General features: G+C 67.4%; 18 protein-coding genes. 11 read left to right on the forward strand and 7 right to left on the reverse strand.

Annotated elements, in window-relative coordinates; all coding sequences use genetic code 11:
- Positions 1–4: 4 nt before the first annotated feature.
- Both ACSQ19_RS06515 and ACSQ19_RS06520 read right to left on the reverse strand, forming a co-directional pair.
- Positions 5–628 carry a thymidine kinase gene (locus tag ACSQ19_RS06515; RefSeq protein ID WP_296281594.1) on the reverse strand — a complete coding sequence of 208 codons (624 nt, stop codon included), beginning with the start codon at positions 626–628 and terminating at the stop codon, positions 5–7.
- Positions 629–650: 22 nt separating this feature from the next.
- Positions 651–1,370: a hypothetical protein gene (locus tag ACSQ19_RS06520; RefSeq protein ID WP_299345411.1), complete on the reverse strand. Its 720-nt coding sequence runs from the start codon at positions 1,368–1,370 to the stop codon at positions 651–653.
- Positions 1,371–1,464: 94 nt separating this feature from the next.
- Between ACSQ19_RS06520 and ACSQ19_RS06525 the strand changes: the two genes are divergently transcribed.
- From ACSQ19_RS06525 to ACSQ19_RS06535, 3 genes are all read left to right on the forward strand, one after another.
- The gene (locus ACSQ19_RS06525) at positions 1,465–3,441 is read left to right on the forward strand and encodes a UvrD-helicase domain-containing protein (RefSeq protein WP_436000746.1); all 1,977 of its coding nucleotides are present in this window, start codon (positions 1,465–1,467) and stop codon (positions 3,439–3,441) included.
- Between the two features lie 61 nt (positions 3,442–3,502).
- The gene (locus ACSQ19_RS06530) at positions 3,503–3,883 is read left to right on the forward strand and encodes a hypothetical protein (RefSeq protein WP_436000748.1); all 381 of its coding nucleotides are present in this window, start codon (positions 3,503–3,505) and stop codon (positions 3,881–3,883) included.
- A gap of 19 nt (positions 3,884–3,902) precedes the next feature.
- Positions 3,903–4,277 carry a VOC family protein gene (locus ACSQ19_RS06535; RefSeq protein ID WP_436000750.1) on the forward strand — a complete coding sequence of 125 codons (375 nt, stop codon included), beginning with the start codon at positions 3,903–3,905 and terminating at the stop codon, positions 4,275–4,277.
- Positions 4,278–4,293: 16 nt separating this feature from the next.
- Here ACSQ19_RS06535 and ACSQ19_RS06540 read toward each other — a convergent pair whose 3' ends face one another.
- Both ACSQ19_RS06540 and ACSQ19_RS06545 read right to left on the reverse strand, forming a co-directional pair.
- Complete coding sequence (locus tag ACSQ19_RS06540; RefSeq protein ID WP_436000752.1) at positions 4,294–5,730, reverse strand: phospholipase effector Tle1 domain-containing protein; 1,437 nt, start codon at positions 5,728–5,730, stop codon at positions 4,294–4,296.
- Between the two features lie 16 nt (positions 5,731–5,746).
- On the reverse strand, positions 5,747–6,361 hold the full coding sequence (locus ACSQ19_RS06545; RefSeq protein WP_436000754.1) for a hypothetical protein: 615 nt from the start codon (positions 6,359–6,361) through the stop codon (positions 5,747–5,749).
- A 271-nt stretch (positions 6,362–6,632) separates the two neighbouring features.
- Between ACSQ19_RS06545 and ACSQ19_RS06550 the strand changes: the two genes are divergently transcribed.
- Positions 6,633–6,950: a DinB family protein gene (locus tag ACSQ19_RS06550; protein ID WP_436000756.1), complete on the forward strand. Its 318-nt coding sequence runs from the start codon at positions 6,633–6,635 to the stop codon at positions 6,948–6,950.
- Between the two features lie 81 nt (positions 6,951–7,031).
- Here ACSQ19_RS06550 and ACSQ19_RS06555 read toward each other — a convergent pair whose 3' ends face one another.
- On the reverse strand, positions 7,032–7,682 hold the full coding sequence (locus ACSQ19_RS06555) for a YceH family protein (RefSeq protein ID WP_296281606.1): 651 nt from the start codon (positions 7,680–7,682) through the stop codon (positions 7,032–7,034).
- 113 nt (positions 7,683–7,795) lie between these two features.
- Here ACSQ19_RS06555 and ACSQ19_RS06560 point away from each other — a divergent pair, with 113 nt between their 5' ends.
- The 5 genes from ACSQ19_RS06560 to plsB all read left to right on the forward strand — a co-directional run bounded on the left by ACSQ19_RS06560 (position 7,796) and on the right by plsB (position 13,768).
- Complete coding sequence (locus tag ACSQ19_RS06560) at positions 7,796–8,704, forward strand: 5'-nucleotidase, lipoprotein e(P4) family (RefSeq protein ID WP_436000758.1); 909 nt, start codon at positions 7,796–7,798, stop codon at positions 8,702–8,704.
- On the forward strand, positions 8,701–9,423 hold the full coding sequence (gene pyrF, locus ACSQ19_RS06565) for an orotidine-5'-phosphate decarboxylase (RefSeq protein ID WP_436000760.1): 723 nt from the start codon (positions 8,701–8,703) through the stop codon (positions 9,421–9,423). The genes ACSQ19_RS06560 and pyrF overlap by 4 nt, the downstream gene beginning before the upstream one ends.
- A gap of 260 nt (positions 9,424–9,683) precedes the next feature.
- A complete protein-coding gene (locus ACSQ19_RS06570; protein WP_436000762.1) occupies positions 9,684–10,613 on the forward strand; it encodes a hypothetical protein in 930 nt (309 codons plus the stop codon).
- Positions 10,614–10,615: 2 nt separating this feature from the next.
- Positions 10,616–10,960, forward strand: coding sequence for an excalibur calcium-binding domain-containing protein (locus tag ACSQ19_RS06575; RefSeq protein WP_436001121.1), 345 nt, complete (start codon positions 10,616–10,618; stop codon positions 10,958–10,960).
- Between the two features lie 129 nt (positions 10,961–11,089).
- A complete protein-coding gene (plsB, locus tag ACSQ19_RS06580) occupies positions 11,090–13,768 on the forward strand; it encodes a glycerol-3-phosphate 1-O-acyltransferase PlsB (protein WP_436000764.1) in 2,679 nt (892 codons plus the stop codon).
- 161 nt (positions 13,769–13,929) lie between these two features.
- Here the strand turns inward: plsB and ACSQ19_RS06585 are convergent, their stop codons facing one another.
- Both ACSQ19_RS06585 and ACSQ19_RS06590 read right to left on the reverse strand, forming a co-directional pair.
- A complete protein-coding gene (locus tag ACSQ19_RS06585) occupies positions 13,930–14,649 on the reverse strand; it encodes an N-acyl amino acid synthase FeeM domain-containing protein (protein ID WP_296281615.1) in 720 nt (239 codons plus the stop codon).
- Positions 14,650–15,237: 588 nt separating this feature from the next.
- Positions 15,238–15,444: a YdcH family protein gene (locus ACSQ19_RS06590; RefSeq protein ID WP_296281618.1), complete on the reverse strand. Its 207-nt coding sequence runs from the start codon at positions 15,442–15,444 to the stop codon at positions 15,238–15,240.
- Positions 15,445–15,587: 143 nt separating this feature from the next.
- On the opposite strand from ACSQ19_RS06590, the gene ttcA reads away from it, so the two are divergent.
- Both ttcA and ACSQ19_RS06600 read left to right on the forward strand, forming a co-directional pair.
- Positions 15,588–16,499 carry a tRNA 2-thiocytidine(32) synthetase TtcA gene (gene ttcA, locus ACSQ19_RS06595; protein WP_296281619.1) on the forward strand — a complete coding sequence of 304 codons (912 nt, stop codon included), beginning with the start codon at positions 15,588–15,590 and terminating at the stop codon, positions 16,497–16,499.
- A gap of 66 nt (positions 16,500–16,565) precedes the next feature.
- Positions 16,566–17,471 carry a recombination-associated protein RdgC gene (locus tag ACSQ19_RS06600; protein WP_296281621.1) on the forward strand — a complete coding sequence of 302 codons (906 nt, stop codon included), beginning with the start codon at positions 16,566–16,568 and terminating at the stop codon, positions 17,469–17,471.
- Positions 17,472–17,506 lie beyond the last annotated feature (35 nt).

Here is a 17,506-nt window from a genome sequence, read left to right on the forward strand (position 1 = left end):
CGCGTCAGCCCAGCGGAAGATCGGGCTGCAGCGGATCGATGCGTCCTTCGCCGCGCGCGATCTTCTTGAACTCCGCGCGGCTGACCGACACGTAGCGTTCGTTGCCGCCGATCTCCACCTGCGGACCGTCCTGCACCGCCCGCCCCTGCTCATCGACGCGCACGGTCATGGTGGCCTTCTTGCCGGTGTGGCAGATGGTCTTGATCTCGCTCATCTCGTCGGCCCACGCCAGCAGGTACTGGCTGCCTTCGAACAGCTCGCCCCGGAAGTCGGTGCGCAGTCCGTAGCACAGCACCGGGATGCGCAGTGCGTCCACCACTTCACTGAGCTGCCAGACCTGCGCCCGCGTCAGGAACTGGGCCTCGTCCACCAGCACGCAGTCGAGCTTGCCGTTCACCGCGATGTCGTCGCGTATCCGCCGCTCGAGATCGTCGTCGCGCTCGAACGCCACCGCGTCGGCGCGCAACCCGATCCGCGACGCCACCACGCCGGTACCGGCGCGATCGTCCAGCCGCGGGGTCAGGATCGCCACGCGCATCCCGCGCTCACGGTAGTTGTGCGCGGACTGCAGCAGCGTGGTGGTCTTCCCGGCATTCATCGCCGAGTAGTAGAAGTAGAGCTTGGCCATGGCGCGGATTCTACCGCGCGGCTTAACGGTCGTCGGTGCCCGCCGGCTCCGTGGGAACGTTCTCCAACTCCCCCACTTTCACTCTTCCCTTCAGCGGCGCTTTCCAGATCGCGTCCTGCAATCGCCAGTACTGATCGGGCTGCCAATACTTGGGGGCGTAATACTGGTCGCCCGTCAGTGTCATCCCGGTGCCGGCCAGCGGACCGGTGTGCGGGATGATGGTGAGATTGCCGACGTAGCCCACGCGACTTCCGGTGACGTTCCGTTTCGCGCGGCGCAGGACCTTCTCCAGTCGCGGCTTGGCGACGTCGTCGCCGTACTCGGCCAGGATGGCCTGGCCGCGCGCGATGGCGTCGCGCCGCTCATCATCGTTCAAGTCGGACCACATGCCTTCGCGCCTTACCAGGAAGTCGTGGTAATGGCGCTCGGCCGCGATGTCCATCCAGGCGTAGGCGAGCGGTCGATCCACGGCAACGCCGATACCGCTCCAGTACATCTCGGCGATGATCGCCTGCGACGCCTTGTCGGCATGGCTCGCCGCGCGCTTGAACTCGTTCATCGCGATGGCGTAGTCCTTGCGGTCGTACGATCGCACGCCCTCGGCACGCCAGCGAAGATCGGGGTGTGCGGCCAGGAAGCCTTCGGTCAGCACGGCCGGATCGATCTGCGCGTCCTGGGCGATGGCCGCCGACACCGGCATGGCGAGGAAGACGAGGAGCGCCAGGCGGTTGAGACGGTTCATGGGGCGGCCTGTGCAGGAGGGCGGATGCAGGCCATGCTAGGAGAAGCCGGGCGCCGTTGTCTGTAAACTGATGGCCTACGCCGAAGTACGCCCCATGCACGGTCTCAACCCCCCCCAACGCGCTGCCGTCCTTCACAGCAAGGGCCCCTTGCTCGTGCTCGCGGGTGCGGGCAGCGGCAAGACGCGGGTGATCGTGGAGAAGATCGCCCACCTGATCGCAGGCAACCACGTCCCGGCGCGCCGGATCGCGGCCATCACCTTCACCAACAAGTCCGCGAAGGAAATGCGCGAGCGCGTCTCCAAACGGATCAGGGGCGATGCCGCGGAGGGACTGACGATCTGCACCTTCCACGCGCTCGGCCTGAAGTTCCTGCAGATCGAACATGCCGCGGTGGGTCTGAAGCGCGGCTTCTCGATCTTCGATGCCGACGACGCCCATGCACAGGTCAAGGACCTCATGTACGGCGCCAAGCCCGACGACGTGGAGGCGGCCAAGAACCTGATCTCGCGCGCGAAGAACGCCGGCCTGTCTCCCGAAGAGGCACTGGCGGAAGCACGCACCAACCGCGAAAAGGACGCGGCGTTGCTGTACCAGCGCTATCAGGACCGCTTGACCACCTTCAACGCGGTGGATTTCGACGACCTGATCCGCCTGCCGGTGCAGATCCTGGAGAACAGCCCCGAGATCACCGCGGCCTGGCGCGAGCGCATCGGCTACCTGCTGGTCGACGAATGCCAGGACACCAACGACGCGCAGTACCGCCTGCTGAAAGCGATCGCCGGCGAGCGCGGCGATTTCACCTGCGTGGGCGACGACGACCAGAGCATCTATGCGTGGCGTGGCGCGAACCCCGACAACCTGCTGCAGATGGCGAAGGATTATCCGGCGCTGCAGATCATCAAGCTGGAGCAGAACTATCGCTGCAGCAATCGCGTGTTGCGCGCCGCCAATGCGCTGATCGCCAACAACCCGCACGAGCACCCGAAGGCGCTGTGGAGCGACCAGGCCGACGGCGAGCGGATCCGCGTCTGGGAATGCCGCGACAACGAGCATGAGGCGGAGAAGGTCGCGGCCGAGATCTCGTTCGTGCACGCGTCGAAGAGCGCGGCGTGGAGCGACTTCTGCATCCTGTTCCGCGGCAACCACCAGTCGCGCGCGCTGGAGAAGGCGCTGCAGTTGCTGCGCATTCCCTATCACCTGACGGGGGGCACGGCGTTCCTGGAGCGCCAGGAGGTGAAGGACGCAATGTCGTGGCTGCGCCTGCTGGTGAATCCGGACGACGATGCTGCCTTCCTGCGCGCGGTGCAGTCGCCCAAGCGCGAAGTCGGGGCCACATCGCTGGCCAAGCTGGCTGAAATGGCGCAGCACGCCCACCTGCCGCTGTCGCGCGCCGCCGAATCGATGGGCGCGCTGAAGGCCCTGCCGCCGCGGGCGGCAAACGGCCTCAGCGCCTTCGTCGATGTCGTGCGCGATCTGCGCCGGCACGCCGAGGAGCTGCCGCCGGCGGACCTGGTACGGCGCTTGAGCGAGCGTTCGGGCCTGCTGGCGGACCTGCGCTCGCAATGCAAGGACGAAGCCTCGTTCCAGCGCCGCCGCGCCAACCTGGACGAGCTGGCGGACTGGTTCGAGGGCGGCCCGCGCGGCAGCTCGGCCGGCGATCTCGCCGCGCAGCTCGCGCTGCTGTCGCGCAACGACAAGGACGACGGCGGCAACCAGGTGCGGTTGATGAGCCTGCACGCGGCCAAGGGCCTGGAGTTCCGCTACGTCTTCATCGTCGGCTGCGAGGACGGCACGCTGCCGCACGAGACCAGCGTGGAGGAAGGCAACCTGCAGGAAGAACGGCGCCTGATGTACGTGGGCATCACGCGGGCGAAGGAGCAGCTCTGGCTGAGCCACAGCCGCGAGACGCGCCGCTTCGGCGAGCGCCTGCGACTGCAGCCCAGCCGTTTCATCGACGAGCTGCCTGCCGACGAACTGCAGCGCGACGGGGCGGACCCGGTCGCGGATGCCGAGCGAAAGAAGGAACGCGCCAGCGCGGGGCTGGCCGCGATCCAGGCGATGTTCGACTGACGCCGCGCAACCGCCGGGCGAGACGCGGTAGGCTTGGCCGGCACCCCTCGGAGCATCGACGATGACGCGCAACAGCCGGATCTGGTGGCTGGTGGGTTTCCTGATCGCCTTGGTCGGCGTGGGCTTCCCGTACTGGCGGGCGCCTTCCGCGATGACCGCGCTGCCCGGCGCCTTTTATGGGCCCGGCCTGGCTGCGGTCGGCGTGGTGGCGATGATGCTGCGCGCGTTCGGCACCGGCCGCTTCTTGCCGCTGTGGTTGCTCATCGCGGCCGCCGCACCCGCGGCGGTGGTGGTGCGCATGCTGGTCGGCGATGTCGCCGGCACGCCGGTGTCCTGGCCACGGGAGTTGTTGATCGCATCGGTGCTGGGGCTCGCGGCCTCGCTGGCAGGTACGCTCATCGGCAGCCTGTTCCTGCTGCGCAGCAGCCGTCGACCCACGTGATTCCGGCGGAGGTGCTGCGATGACCGCGACGCTCTCGACCATTCGTCAGATCGCCATCACGGTGAGCGATGTCGATGCAGCCCTGGCGTTCTACCGCGATGCGTTGGGCCTGGTCTTCCTGTTCCAGCCCGCCCCGACGCTCGCATTCCTGCAGGCGGGCGATGTGCGCCTGATGCTGACCACGCCCCAGGGCGCAGGCGCCGTGGGCGCCAACTCGATCCTCTACTTCAGCGTGCAGGATATCGCCGCGACGCAGGCCACGCTCGTGGCACGCGGCGCCACGGAAGAGCGCCCTCCGCAGATGGCCGCCCGGATGCCGGACCACGAGCTATGGACCGGCTTCCTGCGCGATCCGGATGGCAACCTCGTGGGGTTGCTGGAAGAGAAGCGCTAGCGCGTCCTGTACTGGCTCATCGCACCAGAGCGGGGGGCTCGCGGGCGGGCTCGACGGGCGCCGCTTTGGGCGGTATCTCAGGCAACGACGGTTCTGCGCGCGCGGCAAGTTCCCTTGCGACATCGGCCTGGAACTGGCGCGCCCACGGACCACTCAGATATTCGCTGACGACGGTCGCCATCGGGTCGCCTCCCCTCACCGCACCTGCGCGCGACACGCGCTCCACAAGATCATTTAGACCGGGCCAGGTGGAACGGTCGCCGGGTTCGGGAAGCGATCGTTCACCGGCCTTGTCCATCGTCGGTGGCGATACCCCGGTGCGGCGCTCGAATCGGGCGTCAAGGACTTCGTCGATCGGCTCCTTGCGGTTGCAGTCGTCGACCACGGCCCGCCGGCACAGCCGCTCCGGCGCCAGCGTGTCCACCTGGTCGCGGATGCCGTCGCGGTCGTAGCCGCGCGTGCCGTACAGACCGCCCAAGTGCTGATCGGAGCGATGGATCACGTACTGGTCGGGATCGGTTGGAAGCGGACGCTTCTCAAGATAAGGCGTATCGCTGAGGCGATTGAGGAATTCGACACCGAGGTTGTGGCTGAGAGTACCGAGGCCGTTGCGCAGGTACGTATCACCGATGTTGCTGTGGCAGCCGAACACCACAGCGTGATAATTGCGGTTGTCTTCACTGAATCCGGGAAGCACATGCTCGCTGTACGGGAAGAGGTCGCGACGTTCGTGCTGAGCGGTGATCTGGAAGGTGGAAAGGGTCGAGGGTGGAAGGCGGCGATCATGCTCCTCTACACCGGTAGGTACGGGATCGAAGAGCAGCGCCACTTGCGCGGTCTTGCCGGGTTCGACCAGCAAGGGGCGGTTAGCGTACTCGACGCCCACGACGAGCCCTTCATCGTCTCGCTTGATCCTCGCGCCTTGGGGATCGCGGATGCCCCGCTCGTGGACCATGCGCTGCAATGCAGCGATGCCCTCGGCTCCCCGACTGAAGCCAACACCCGCCACCCGAATCTGCGCCTCGGGATCTTCGTCCAGCCACTTCTTGGCCTGATCGCAGAATTGCAGATAAGCCGTTTCAACCCGGTCATCAAACGTATGACCGAAGCGGCCATCCCATAGCTTCTCCGGCTTATGCAGGAGTCCATTTTGGGTAAACGTTCCTTCCACATAGCCAGCCGAGATGCGTCCAAGCTTTTGCCTTTCAATTTGATCATAGAGCTTCGCAACCACGCTCCAATGCTCTGGATCATCGTCGTGCATACTGTTGCCGGTACCATCCATCGCCGCGACGTACAGCCGCTCGTGCGGCCTGTCCTCCTTGAGCAAGACAGGAATACGAAGCTGCGACAGATTTTGATCGGCGTGAATGAAGCTCTCGCGACCGGCGTCCCCCGCAAGCTCCACATCGATACCGCCGTCGCGGCGTCCCGAGTTTTTCCCAGAATCCATGACGAGCACTCCTTGCTCAATAGGTCCGACTGAATACCTTGATCAGGTCATCGCGGAAATCACTGTGGGGACGATCAGGAAACTGCGGTTTCTTCAACGCGATCATGTCCCTCATATAGACGTTGATGGTGCGGTCGTTGACCTCCAGGATGATGCCCGGTGTTCCGCTGGTGGCGGGATCCAGGGCATCTTCACGTGATACACGATGCCGAATCAGTTCATCCCGGAAGATCTCGCCAATGTCGATCTCCGCTTCAAGTGGTGTCCCGTCCTTCGAGCGCCATGTGACGTGTGCGGGCGGCGGGAAGTTCGGGATCGGACCACGGCCCGCGCTCAACAGCTTGTCGAGGGGTCGCCCATACGATGCAACCGAAGGTGAGGGCTCGTCTTTCGAGCCGTGACGGAAGCCTCGATAGAGGATCACGCACGATTGCGTGTCGAAGCAGTGGCCACCGAAGTAGTGCGCCCTGAACTTCAACGGCCATTCGGCACCGACGTTGGTGTAGTGGCCTTCCGGCAGCGCGGAAGAGGGGCCGGCTGAACTCGATTGACCCATGCTAGCGTGGCATCCTGTCGTGGCGACGGAGATCATCGCGGTGGTGGCGATGCTCCGGATGAGGCGTCGTTCCATGGAAACGTTCCGTGTCGGTGGACGTGTCGAACGTAGCGCGATGCATGGGTGCATGCAACGCGTCGGCACGCGTATCCGCGTGTAGCATCGCTTTCATGCAGGCGAATGCAGCGTCATCCAGCCGATGATGAATGTGAACAACGCCCCGCAGCGCGCGCAACGATGACCGACGATGCCCGATTCACGTTGCTCGCGTCCTACAACACGTGGATGAACCAGCGCCTCTACGCTCCCACAGCGACGTTGCCGCACGACGCTCTCGCCGCGGATCGTGGCCCCTTCTCCGGTCGATCCTGGCACGCTCAACCACCTGGCAGTCAACGACACCCTCTGGCTGAAGCGCTTTGCCGCACGCTCGACGGTACGCCGATGCCGACGGAACGGGATGCGGTGCCCTCCGCCACCTGTCCGCGTTGCACGCAGGCGCGCCTGGCTCGATGCGGCGATCGTGGAATGGATCGCCACGCTGGCGACGCCTGCCCGCTCGTCGCGGCTGGTCTACCAGAACATGAAGGGCGAGACCTTCGCACGGCGCCTGGATGGCCTGCTGACGCACCTGTCCAACCACCAGACACACCATCGGGACTAGGTCACCACGCTGCTGTCGCAGGCGGGCGTGGAGGTCGGCGTGACCGATTTGGTGAGGCTGGCGCCGGACGAGGCGTGAGCGTCAGGAATCGCGCGAGGCCAGCAGTCCGGCCAGCTGTTCGCGCAGGGAAACGACCTCGTCCTCCAGTGCTGTAACGCGGGCTTCCAGCTCTGCGGTCGCGGGCTCGCCGACCGAGGCTGCCGGAATGCGCGCGGCGATAGCCGCCACGTCCACCGCGCCGCTCAACAGATGCACGTACCGATCCTCGCGCTGGCCCGGGCCGCGCGGGATCTGCACGACGAGGGCCGGGTCGCGCTGGATCATGCGGTCGAGGTGATGGCGGACATCGTCCGCATCGTTGAACTTGAACAGGCGCTCGCTGCGTGCGAGCAATTCGTGCACGGTCTGCGCACCGCGCAGCATCAGCAGGCCCAGCAGCACGGCTTGCTGCCGGGGAATGCCGAAGAACGCGGCCGTGCGGTGCTCGTAGCGCTCGGCGCGCGAGGAGAACACCTGCTTCGCCAGTCCCTTCTGTTCCAGCTGCCGCAACGCATGGTTCACGGCGCCCGGATCCAGCGCCATCACCGGCTCGCGCGCGGTCTTCTGGTTGGCGGCAGCCTGCGCGGCATTCACCGTCAGCGGATACGTTTCCGGCGTGGTGGCTTCCTTTTCGATCAGGCAACCCAGCAGGCGGGCTTCGGCGGAGGTCAGGACGGGCGCGGTGTCTTCCATGGAGGCATCGGGAACTGGATCGGGCCGGCAGGATAACCCGCGCGCCGCAGCGTCGAACGACGGGTGTAACAGCGGTCGGCTAGAATTCCCGCACATTCGAAATGGGATCTTCCATGCGCGTTTCCCTGCTTGCCGCCGGCCTGGCGGCGTCGTTGCTGACCCTGGCCGCCTGCAAACGCACCGAACCGGCGGCGGCGCCCGCTGATGCCGCCCCACCTGCCGCTGCCGCGACGCCTGCGAAGGACGCTGGCACGCACGACAACCTCAATGCCGTGGCCTGGGTACAGACGTCGGTCGAATATCGCGCGATCACCATGCAGACCTTCCGTGCCGCCGCCGACCATCTCGACGTGGCGCTGAAAGAGAAGAACTGGGACGCACTGGTCCCGGGCGAGCGCGGCAATGCCGCCGCCGGCCTCAAGCCGGCCGTGGTGATGGACGTGGACGAGACCGTGCTGGACAACTCGCCCTACCAGGCGCGCCTGATCCGCGACGGCAAGGAATACGACGAGATCAGCTGGGACCAGTGGGTGGCCGAGAAGAAGGCCAAGCCGCTGCCCGGCGTGGTGGACTTCGCCAAGGCCGCCGCCGCGAAGGGCGTCACCATCCTGTACATCTCCAACCGCGCCGTGCATCTGAAGGAAGCGACGCTGGCCAACCTGCGCGAGGCCGGCCTGCCCGTGGCGGACGAGAGCGTGTTCCTCGGCCTGGGCACGGTGCTGGAAGGCTGCGAGCAGAACGGCTCCGAGAAGAACTGCCGCCGCCGCCTGGCGGGACAGCAGTACCGCGTGCTGATGCAGTTCGGCGACCAGATCGGCGACTTCGTCCAAGTGGAAGCCAACACGCGTGACGGACGCCAGGCGCTGTTCGACGAATACGACGACTGGTTCGGCGAGCGCTGGTGGATGCTGCCCAACCCGACCTACGGTTCGTGGGAGCCGGCGCTGTTCAACAACGCCTGGGACCAGCCGGCCGCCGCACGCACCCAGGCCAAGCGCGAAGCGCTGGACTACGCACCGTGAGCCGTGGGCCGGTCGCCCTGAGAGCGCGTGAGCGCCTGATCTTCGCGCTGGATGCGCCGTCCGGTGCCGACGCGCTGGCCTGGGTCGACCGGCTGGGCGATGCCGTGCAGTTCTACAAGATCGGCATGGAGCTGCTCGCCAGCGGCGACTACTTCACCGTGCTGGACGAACTGGCCCGCCGCGACAAGCGGGTGTTCGTCGACCTGAAGTTCTTCGATATCCCCGCCACCGTGGCGGGCGTGATCCGCGGACTGTCCCGCTGGCCGGTGACTTACGCGACCATCCACGGCTGGCACGCGGGGATGATGGAGGCAGCCGCCGCAGCGCGCGGCGGCGACCTGCGCCTGCTCGCGGTGACCGTGCTGACCTCGATGGACGGCAGCGATCTGCGCGCCATGGGCATCAATGGCGGCGAACCAGCCGACATCGTCGTGCAGCGCGCGCTGGCAGCGCAGGCCGCCGGGATCGACGGGGTGATCTGCTCGGGCCAGGAGGCCGGCATGATCCGCGCCGCGACCGGGTCCGCTTTCTCGATCGTCTGCCCCGGCATCCGCCCGGGCGGTCCGGCGGGCGACGACCAGAAGCGTACCGTGGGGGTGGCCGACGCCTTCGCCTTCGGCGCCGACGCCATCGTCGTGGGCCGGCCGATCAGTCGGGCAGCCGATCCCCGCGCGGCAGCCGAGGCCATCCAGGCAGAAATCGGCGCCTCGTTGAATTAAATCAAATACTTGGAGCGCATTACTTCAGGTGTTGCCTTAGCATTGGGACGCAGGTAGTCTGTGCGCATCCGGCCTGCGGGCCGGAGATGTGCCACAACACTTCGTCCTCCGGCCTCGGCCGGATTTCAGGAGGTCGGCGACGTCGAAAGACGCCCCGGCCTCCTTTTTTATGGGCCGCCGGCGGAGAACTTGCGACGACGGTGCTTGCCGCCCGCCCACGCGGGCCGCGAAGATGCGGGGCGACTGGGGAGTCACACCGCATGAAGCCAAGGCCATCCGCGTCCGTCCTGCGCGTGCTGGCAGCCCTCGGGCTGTCGCTGGTGCTGCTGGCCGCCTGCAAGAAGCATGGACCGGAGGAGCTTGCCGGTGCCGCCAGTGGTCCGGCCGCCGCCGTGCGCCAACTGGCCACCCACCTGCAGCGGAATGACCTGGTCGGGTTCGCCCGCGACGCCGTGCCTCCCGACCTCCACGACCGGCTGGATACCGCCTGGCGTGCCGGCCATAGCCGCTGGCCGCTGAGCGAGCTGCCACTGGAGGACAAGCTGGTACCGATGCTGGCCGCGCTGTCGGCGAAGGACGCGGAGAAGACGCTGCAGCGCAGCTTCGACCGCCAGTTCGCGCGCCAGGACCGGGACCTGAAGGAGGCCGCGCGCACGCTGGGGCTGTTCGGCGTGCAGTACGTGAAGAACGAGGGCGACTACACCCAGGAAGAACGCGACCATTACGCGCAGGTGATCGCCGCACTCGGCGACTGGGCGCAGCAGGCACCCCTGGGTGACCCTGCGCTGGCGCGCACCACGCTGGCCCGACTGGCGCCGGCTGCACGTCGCAGCGGACTGACCACGGAGCAGGACCTCAGCGAGGCCGGCATGACGGCCAGCCTGCAACGGCTGACGCCGTTCTTCATCGAGGCCAAGGCGACCTTCTCCCGTTATGGGCTGCCGCTCGACACCACGTTCACCGACCTGCGCACGGGCCTGGTGGAGGAGAAGGGCGACACGGCCACCGTGCGCATCCACTACCCGCTGGGCGAGCGCGAGATCGACACGGTGGTCAGCCTCACGCGGCGCGGCGATCGTTGGTACCTCACCGACTACCTCAAGCACGCCGAGGATGTCCTGGCGGCCTTGCCCCCGCCCGATGTCCCGGCCCCCGCGCCCTCCGAGCCCGAAACCCCACCGTCACCCTGATGATGCCGGGACACCACGCGAGAGCGGGGCTGGCGCTGGCCGCGTGGCTGGCGTGCGCCTCCTCGGTGCCTGCACACGCGGGGGGCGTGGACAAGCAGGGGTGCCATACCGACCGGAAAAGCGGTGACTACCATTGCCACCGCATCATCCCTCGCGCCAAGGCTGCACCGACACAGCCGTTGGCGCCGCCGCACATGCAGCCGCCGGCGCCCGCACGCGCTTTCCGCAACTGCGACGAGGCCCGCGCGCGCGGGGCTGCGCCTGTGGGGCGCGGAGATCCTGGCTACGGGCCGCACTTGGACCGTGACAACGACGGCGTGGGCTGTGAGCCGTATCGGGGACGCTGAACCGCTACGTTTCCGCCACGTGCATCGCTCCCATCGCCGCCGCTGCGATCGGGGGAACTGAAGGGCGGCACTCGCTGCGCGCTGTAACCGCTTCCCAGCCGGCCATGGGGGTGGGCCATAATGCGGTCGATGCCTGAACAGAATTCCCTGCCGTTCCCGGACGGCCCGACCCCGACGCCGCCGGAGAAGAAGCCGGGCGCGACGGACGTGCCCGTGCCTGACGCGACCCAGCCTCCGGCCGCGGATGTCGACATGCGTGGGACGGCCGGCCTGCCGATGGCCCCGGTTGCCCGCCAGGCGAAACGTCCGCTGTGGGCGCGCCTGCTCGGGCGCCTGGCCGACCCCTGGCTGGCCCTGAACATCGAACCCGCCGCGCCGGCCGAGCTGCTGGACGGCCGCCCGGTCTGCTACGTGCTGGAAGACTACGGCCTGTCGAATGCGCTGATCCTCGATCGCGCCTGCCGCGACGCCGGCCTGCCGTCCCCGCTGGTGCCCCTGCCCGTCGGTGGCAATCCGCTGGGCCGCAAGCGCGCCTACGTGGCCCTGTCGCGCCGCAACGCCAGCACGCTGATCCCCGACCAGGTCAGCGCCAAGACGCATTCCGGTTCGCTGGCGCGCCTGCTGGAAGCGCATCGCGCCAGCGCGGGCCTGGACGTGCAGCTGGTGCCGGTCTCGATCTTCGTCGGCCGCGCGCCGGACAAGCAGAGCGGCTGGTTCTCGGTCCTGTTCTCGGAAAACTGGGCCATCGTCGGCCGTTTCCGCCGCCTGCTGGCGATCCTGTTGAACGGTCGCGGCACCATCGTGCGGTTCGCCCCGCCCGTGTCGCTGCGCGATACCGTCGACGAGGGCCTGGAACCCGAACGCACCGTCCGCAAACTCTCGCGCGTGCTCCGCACGCACTTCCACCGCATCCGCGAAGCGATCATCGGCCCCGACCTGTCCACCCGCCGCCTGCTGGTGGACCAGGTGCTCGCCGCCGACCCGGTCAAGGAAGCCATCGCCGAACAGGCCAGGCGAGACAAGTCCAAGCCCGAGGACGCGTGGAAGAAGGCGCATGCCTATGCGTGGGAAATCGCCGCCGACTATTCCAACCCGGTGGTGCGCTCGGCCAGCTTCCTGCTGAGCCATGTGTGGAACCAGATCTACGACGGCGTGCTGGTCCACCACCTGGACAAGTTCAAGGAGGCCGCGCCCGGACACGAAGTCGTCTACGTGCCCTGCCACCGCAGCCATATGGACTACCTGCTGCTGTCCTACCTGCTGTACGAACGCGGCATCGTGCCGCCGCACATCGCGGCCGGCATCAATCTGAACCTGCCGGTGGTCGGCACGCTGCTGCGCAAGGGCGGCGCGTTCTTCATGCGCCGCAGTTTCCGCGGCAACCCGCTGTACTCGGCCGTGTTCACCGAATACGTGGCGCAGCTGGTCTCGGGTGGTTATTCGCTGGAGTACTTCATCGAAGGCGGACGCTCGCGCACCGGCCGCCTGTTGCCGCCCAAGGGCGGCATGATCTCGATGACGCTGCGCGCGTTCCTGCGCCAGCCGCGCAAGCCGGTGCTGTTCCAGCCGGTCTACATCGGTTACGAGAAACTGCTCGAGGGCACCAGCTACCTGGACGAACTCAGCGGCCGCCCGAAGGAGAAGGAATCCATCTGGGCCGTGCTGTGGGGCATTCCCAAGGTACTGCGGCAGAACTACGGCCAGGTGGTGGTGAACTTCGGCGAGCCGATCCCGTTGAACGACGCACTGTCCCGGTACGCGCCCGAGTGGGACGGCACGCCGGTCGGCGAAGAAGAAAAGCCCGCGTGGCTGTCCGACATCGTCGATGCGCTGGCGCAGCAGATCCAGGTCAACATCAACCGCGCCGCGGACGTGAACCCGATCAACCTGCTGGCGCTGGCGCTCCTGTCCACGCCCAAGCACGCGATGGGCGAGGCCGATCTGGTCGCGCAGATCGAACTATCGAAGACGCTGCTGGCCGAACTGCCGTACTCCGACCGCGTGACGGTCACGCCGCACTCGCCCGACCGCATCATCTCCCACGCCGAAGAAATCAACATGCTGCAGCGGATCAAGCATCCGCTCGGCGACGTACTGAGCGTGGACGACGACACCGCCGTTCTGCTCAGCTACTACCGCAACAACGTCCTGCACCTGTTCACGGCCTCGTCGTGGATCGCGTGCTGCTTCCAGAACAACCGGCGCATGAGCCGTGCCGGCGTACTGCGGCTGGGCCGCACGCTGTACCCGTTCCTGCAGGCCGAGCTGTTCCTGCCGTGGAGCGAGGACGAGTTCGCCGAGCGCATGGAACGGACGATCGACGTGTTCGTGCGCGAAGGCCTGCTGCAGCAGGTCAACGACGACGACGGCGGCATCCTGGCGCGCAGTGCCGGCCAGACCGACGAGGTCTTCCGCCTGCGCGCGATCGGCCACTCGCTGCAGCAGGCGTTCGAGCGCTACTACATCGCCATTTCGGTGCTGGTGAAGAATGGTCCCGGCACGCTGGGTGCCGCCGAACTGGAGGGCCTGTGCCAGCAAGCCGCGCAGCGCCTGAGCCTGCTGTATGCGCCGGCGGCGCCGGAGTTCTTCGACAAGACCCTGTTCCGCGGCTTCATCCAGAAGCTGCGCGAGATGAAACTGGTGTGGCCGGACGAGAACAGCAAGCTGGTGTTCGACGAGCGCCTGGACGCGTGGGCGCGCGATGCCAAGGCCATCCTCGGCCGCGAACTGCGCCACACCATCGAAAAGGTCAGCCCGGAAGCGGCGAAGGCCGCCGCGCCGGCCGAGGTGCCCCCCCCGCAGGAGTGAGCGTGGTGATGCGGCGCGCAGCTGCGCCCGTCAGTGCGCGGCGGCGCTGTCCGCCCCGGGGACACGACCGAGGCGGTATCCGGCCGCACCGTGGAGCACGGCCAGGCAGCCCACGTCGGGTGGCCGCTCACCCGTGACGCGGTTTGGCAGCCGCGAGGGCATCAGCACATCGCGTGGAACGACCGCGTCAGCCACGCCTTCGCCGGCAGCGCGCGGGCCGGATCGCGTATCAGCCGGTGCAGCGGCGAGCCGCATTCGGACAGATACGGCTCGTCCTCCATCACCAGCACCATGCGCAGCAGGTCCACGCCGCCCGGCAGGATCGCCGGCGGCAGGTACTCACGGAATCCGTAGTGCTCGAACACGCCGTGCAGGAAGGGCTCGCAGGCAAGCAGGCAGAACTGGATGCGCGATTCCTGCGCCCACCGGTAGGCCTCCTCCATCAAGCGATCCACCACGGGCTTGTTGCGTTCGTCCGCCTGCACCGCGAAGCGCGTGCCCACGGCCACCTGCGACAACGGCCAGGTCCGCGCGAAATCGTCGATCCGGAACAGGTTGCCGTATTCGACCTGCACCGCCAGCGGCGAGAAGTCGTGCAGCCGCAGCGTGGCGATCGCGTGCGAACCCTTCTCCACCGCCAGCGTGGTGCCGCAGCCATCCAGGCCGTCGGTGACGCGCTTGCTGCGGTCGCCGAACTGGCCCTGTTCGTGGAAGTAAACCTCGCGGCGCAGGCGCGGAACGTCGCCCAGCGCCTCGCCGGGCAACATACGCCGCATCCGCAGTCCGATGCCGGCCAGCGCTTCGTCGGTCGCCGCCGATGCCAACCGGGCCTCACGGGCCGAGACCGGGATGCGGGGGTTGAAGGGTTTGTCCTGCTCCATGCCACTCCCTCGCCACCGCACAGGCGTGCGCGTGGCATGTCGTTGGGAACCGCGGCGCCGGCAGGACGGCAGGCGGTCCTTGGTCGGGGAAATCCCCACACCCGGACTACCAAGCAAGCATCGGGCCAACTGCCGCCGCGACCCGCCGGGACCGCGAACGACACCTGCGGCGGGCGTGGCATGGCGGGACGGAGCGCCTGACGTGCGCACGGGCGGCGGCGCGGCACGCTTCCCGGTGACGCAGTGCGTCAGATTGCGCCTCCATCACGCGATTCCCGCCTGCGCGGTCGAGCGGTCTCTGCCGACGCCGTGGCTATACCCGCCCGCGGCACACGGTGGGGAACCGGGCGCCACACGCAATGTCGACACACGCAGGGGAATCCGGTGCGTCTCATCCACCTCGCCCGCCTGGCGACATGCGCGGCGGCTATCGCTCTGGTGGATGCCCGTCCCGCCCCCGACCGCGCCTTTTCGAGTGCCATACTCCCGGCCGCCCTGACGGTGGACGGCGGGGCACTCGACCCGGCCCCCGCTCCCTGCTTCCGTTGGCCCGCTTCGCGGGCCAACGCCATGTCCGTCGTGCGGAACTCAGGCGGGCTCGTCCGGGATCAGTGCGCTTTCCAGACGCGCGATGCAGTCCTTCAGCCACAGCTTGCGCTTCTTCAAGCGCTTGATCGCCACTTCGTCCGCGTCCGCATCATCGACGAGGCGCGCAATGGCGTCGTCCAGATCGCGATGTTCGACCCGGAGCGCGGCGATCTTGTCGGTGATGTCGGCGAGACTGTCGATGTTCACGCGATGAGCGTACACCGTCGCCCTCCCCACCGTCACCGCGCGCCGGTGCCGGCCGCACGCGACGGGACGGTGGCTGCCAGGCATCACGCGCCCCTCCGTGCGCCGGGGCGAGGGCGCATCGGGACGCCGGGTAGAATGGCGGCATGAGTACCGTCCTGCCCCTGCCCGACCCCGTCCTGCGCCGCCCGGCCGTCGACCCGCGCCGTGTCACGCACGAGCAGGGCAAGCTGGCCAGGCGCCTGCGCCGCCAGGTCGGCCAGGCGATCGCCGACTTCGGCATGATCGAGGACGGCGACAAGGTGATGGTGTGCCTGTCCGGCGGCAAGGACAGCTACACGATGCTGGACATTCTGCTGCAGCTGCAGAAGAAGGCGCCGGTGCGCTTCGAGCTGGTGGCGGTGAACCTGGACCAGAAGCAGCCCGGGTTTCCGGGACAGGTACTGCCGGAGTACCTGGAACGCGTCGGCGTGCCCTTCCACATCATCGAGCAGGACACCTACTCGGTCGTCAGCCGGGTGATTCCGGAAGGCAAGACCATGTGCTCGCTGTGCTCGCGCCTGCGCCGCGGCGCGCTGTACAGCTACGCCGAGGACAACGGTTTCACCAAGATCGCGCTGGGCCACCACCGCGATGACCTGGTGGCGACGTTCTTCCTCAACCTGTTCTTCCACGCCAAGCTCTCGGGCATGCCGCCCAAGCTGCTGTCGGACAACGGCAAGCACGTGGTGATCCGCCCGCTGGCGTACGTCCGCGAGGACGACATCGCCGCGTACGCCGATGCGAAGGCGTTCCCGATCATCCCCTGCAACCTGTGCGGCAGCCAAGAGAACCTGCAGCGCAAGCAGGTGAAGAAAATGATGGATGCCTGGGAGCGGGACACGCCCGGCCGCATCGAGACCATCGCGCGCGCGCTGGGCGATATCCGTCCGTCGCAGTTGAGCGACGCAAGACTGTTCGATTTCCTCTCGCTGGGCCATCGCGACGGCGCCACGCTGCATGACGCCCATGCATGGCTGGCCGGTGAGCCGCACGCCGACGGCGAGACACCGCAGTAACCCTTCCGTTTCGATCACTCCGCCCGTCCACGGGAGGAGCGGCTTTTCCCAACTTCTGGATAATCGATGTTCTTCCGCAATCTCACGCTGTTCCGTTTCCCGACCTCCCTCGATTTTTCCCAGCTCGACGACTTGCTGCCGGAGGCGGTGCTCAAACCGGTCGGCCCGCTGGAGCTGTCCTCGCGCGGCTTCATTTCCCCGTTCGGTCGCGGCGAAGACGCGCTTTCCCACCGCATCAACGACGCCATCTGGCTCAGCGTCGGCGGCGAGGACAAGATCCTCCCCGGCGCGGTGGTCAACGACCTGCTGCAGAAGAAGCTGCTGGAAATCGAAGCGAAGGAAGGCCGCAAGCCCGGCGGCAAGACCCGCAAGCGCCTGAAGGACGACCTGCTGCACGAACTGCTGCCGCGCGCGTTCGTGAAGCCGTCGCGTACCGACGCGCTGATCGACCTGGAGCACGGCTTCATCGCCGTCGATGCGTCTTCGCGCAAGACCGGCGAGAACGTGGTGTCGGAAGTGCGCCGAGCGCTGGGCAGCTTCCCCGCTCTCCCGCTCAACGCCGAAGTCGCGCCGCGCAGCGTGCTGACCGGCTGGATCGCCGGCGAACCGTTGCCGGAAGGCCTGTCGCTGGGTGAGGAATGCGAGCTCAAGGATGCGATGGAAGGCGGCGCGGTGGTGAAGTGCCAGAACCAGGAACTGCAGAGCGACGAGATCGCCAAGCACCTGGAAGCCGGCAAGCAGGTCACCAAGCTCGCGCTGGTGCTGGACGACCACGTGTCGTTCGTCCTCGGCGAGGACCTGATCGTGCGCAAGCTGAAGTTCCTCGACGGCGCGGTCGACCAGCTGGAGAACACCGAACACGACGACCTGCGCGCCGAGCTCGATGCCCGCTTCGCCCTGATGGCGGGCGAGCTGAAGCGGCTGTTCCTGGTGCTGGAGCATGCGTTGAAGCTCAGCAAGGTCGAAAGCTGAATCGGTCCGCGGTCCGAGGGTGGGATGCCTTCGCA

The sequence above is a fragment of the Pseudoxanthomonas sp. LjRoot127 genome (genome assembly GCF_964253495.1).
Classification (GTDB): Bacteria; Pseudomonadota; Gammaproteobacteria; order Xanthomonadales; family Xanthomonadaceae; genus Pseudoxanthomonas_A.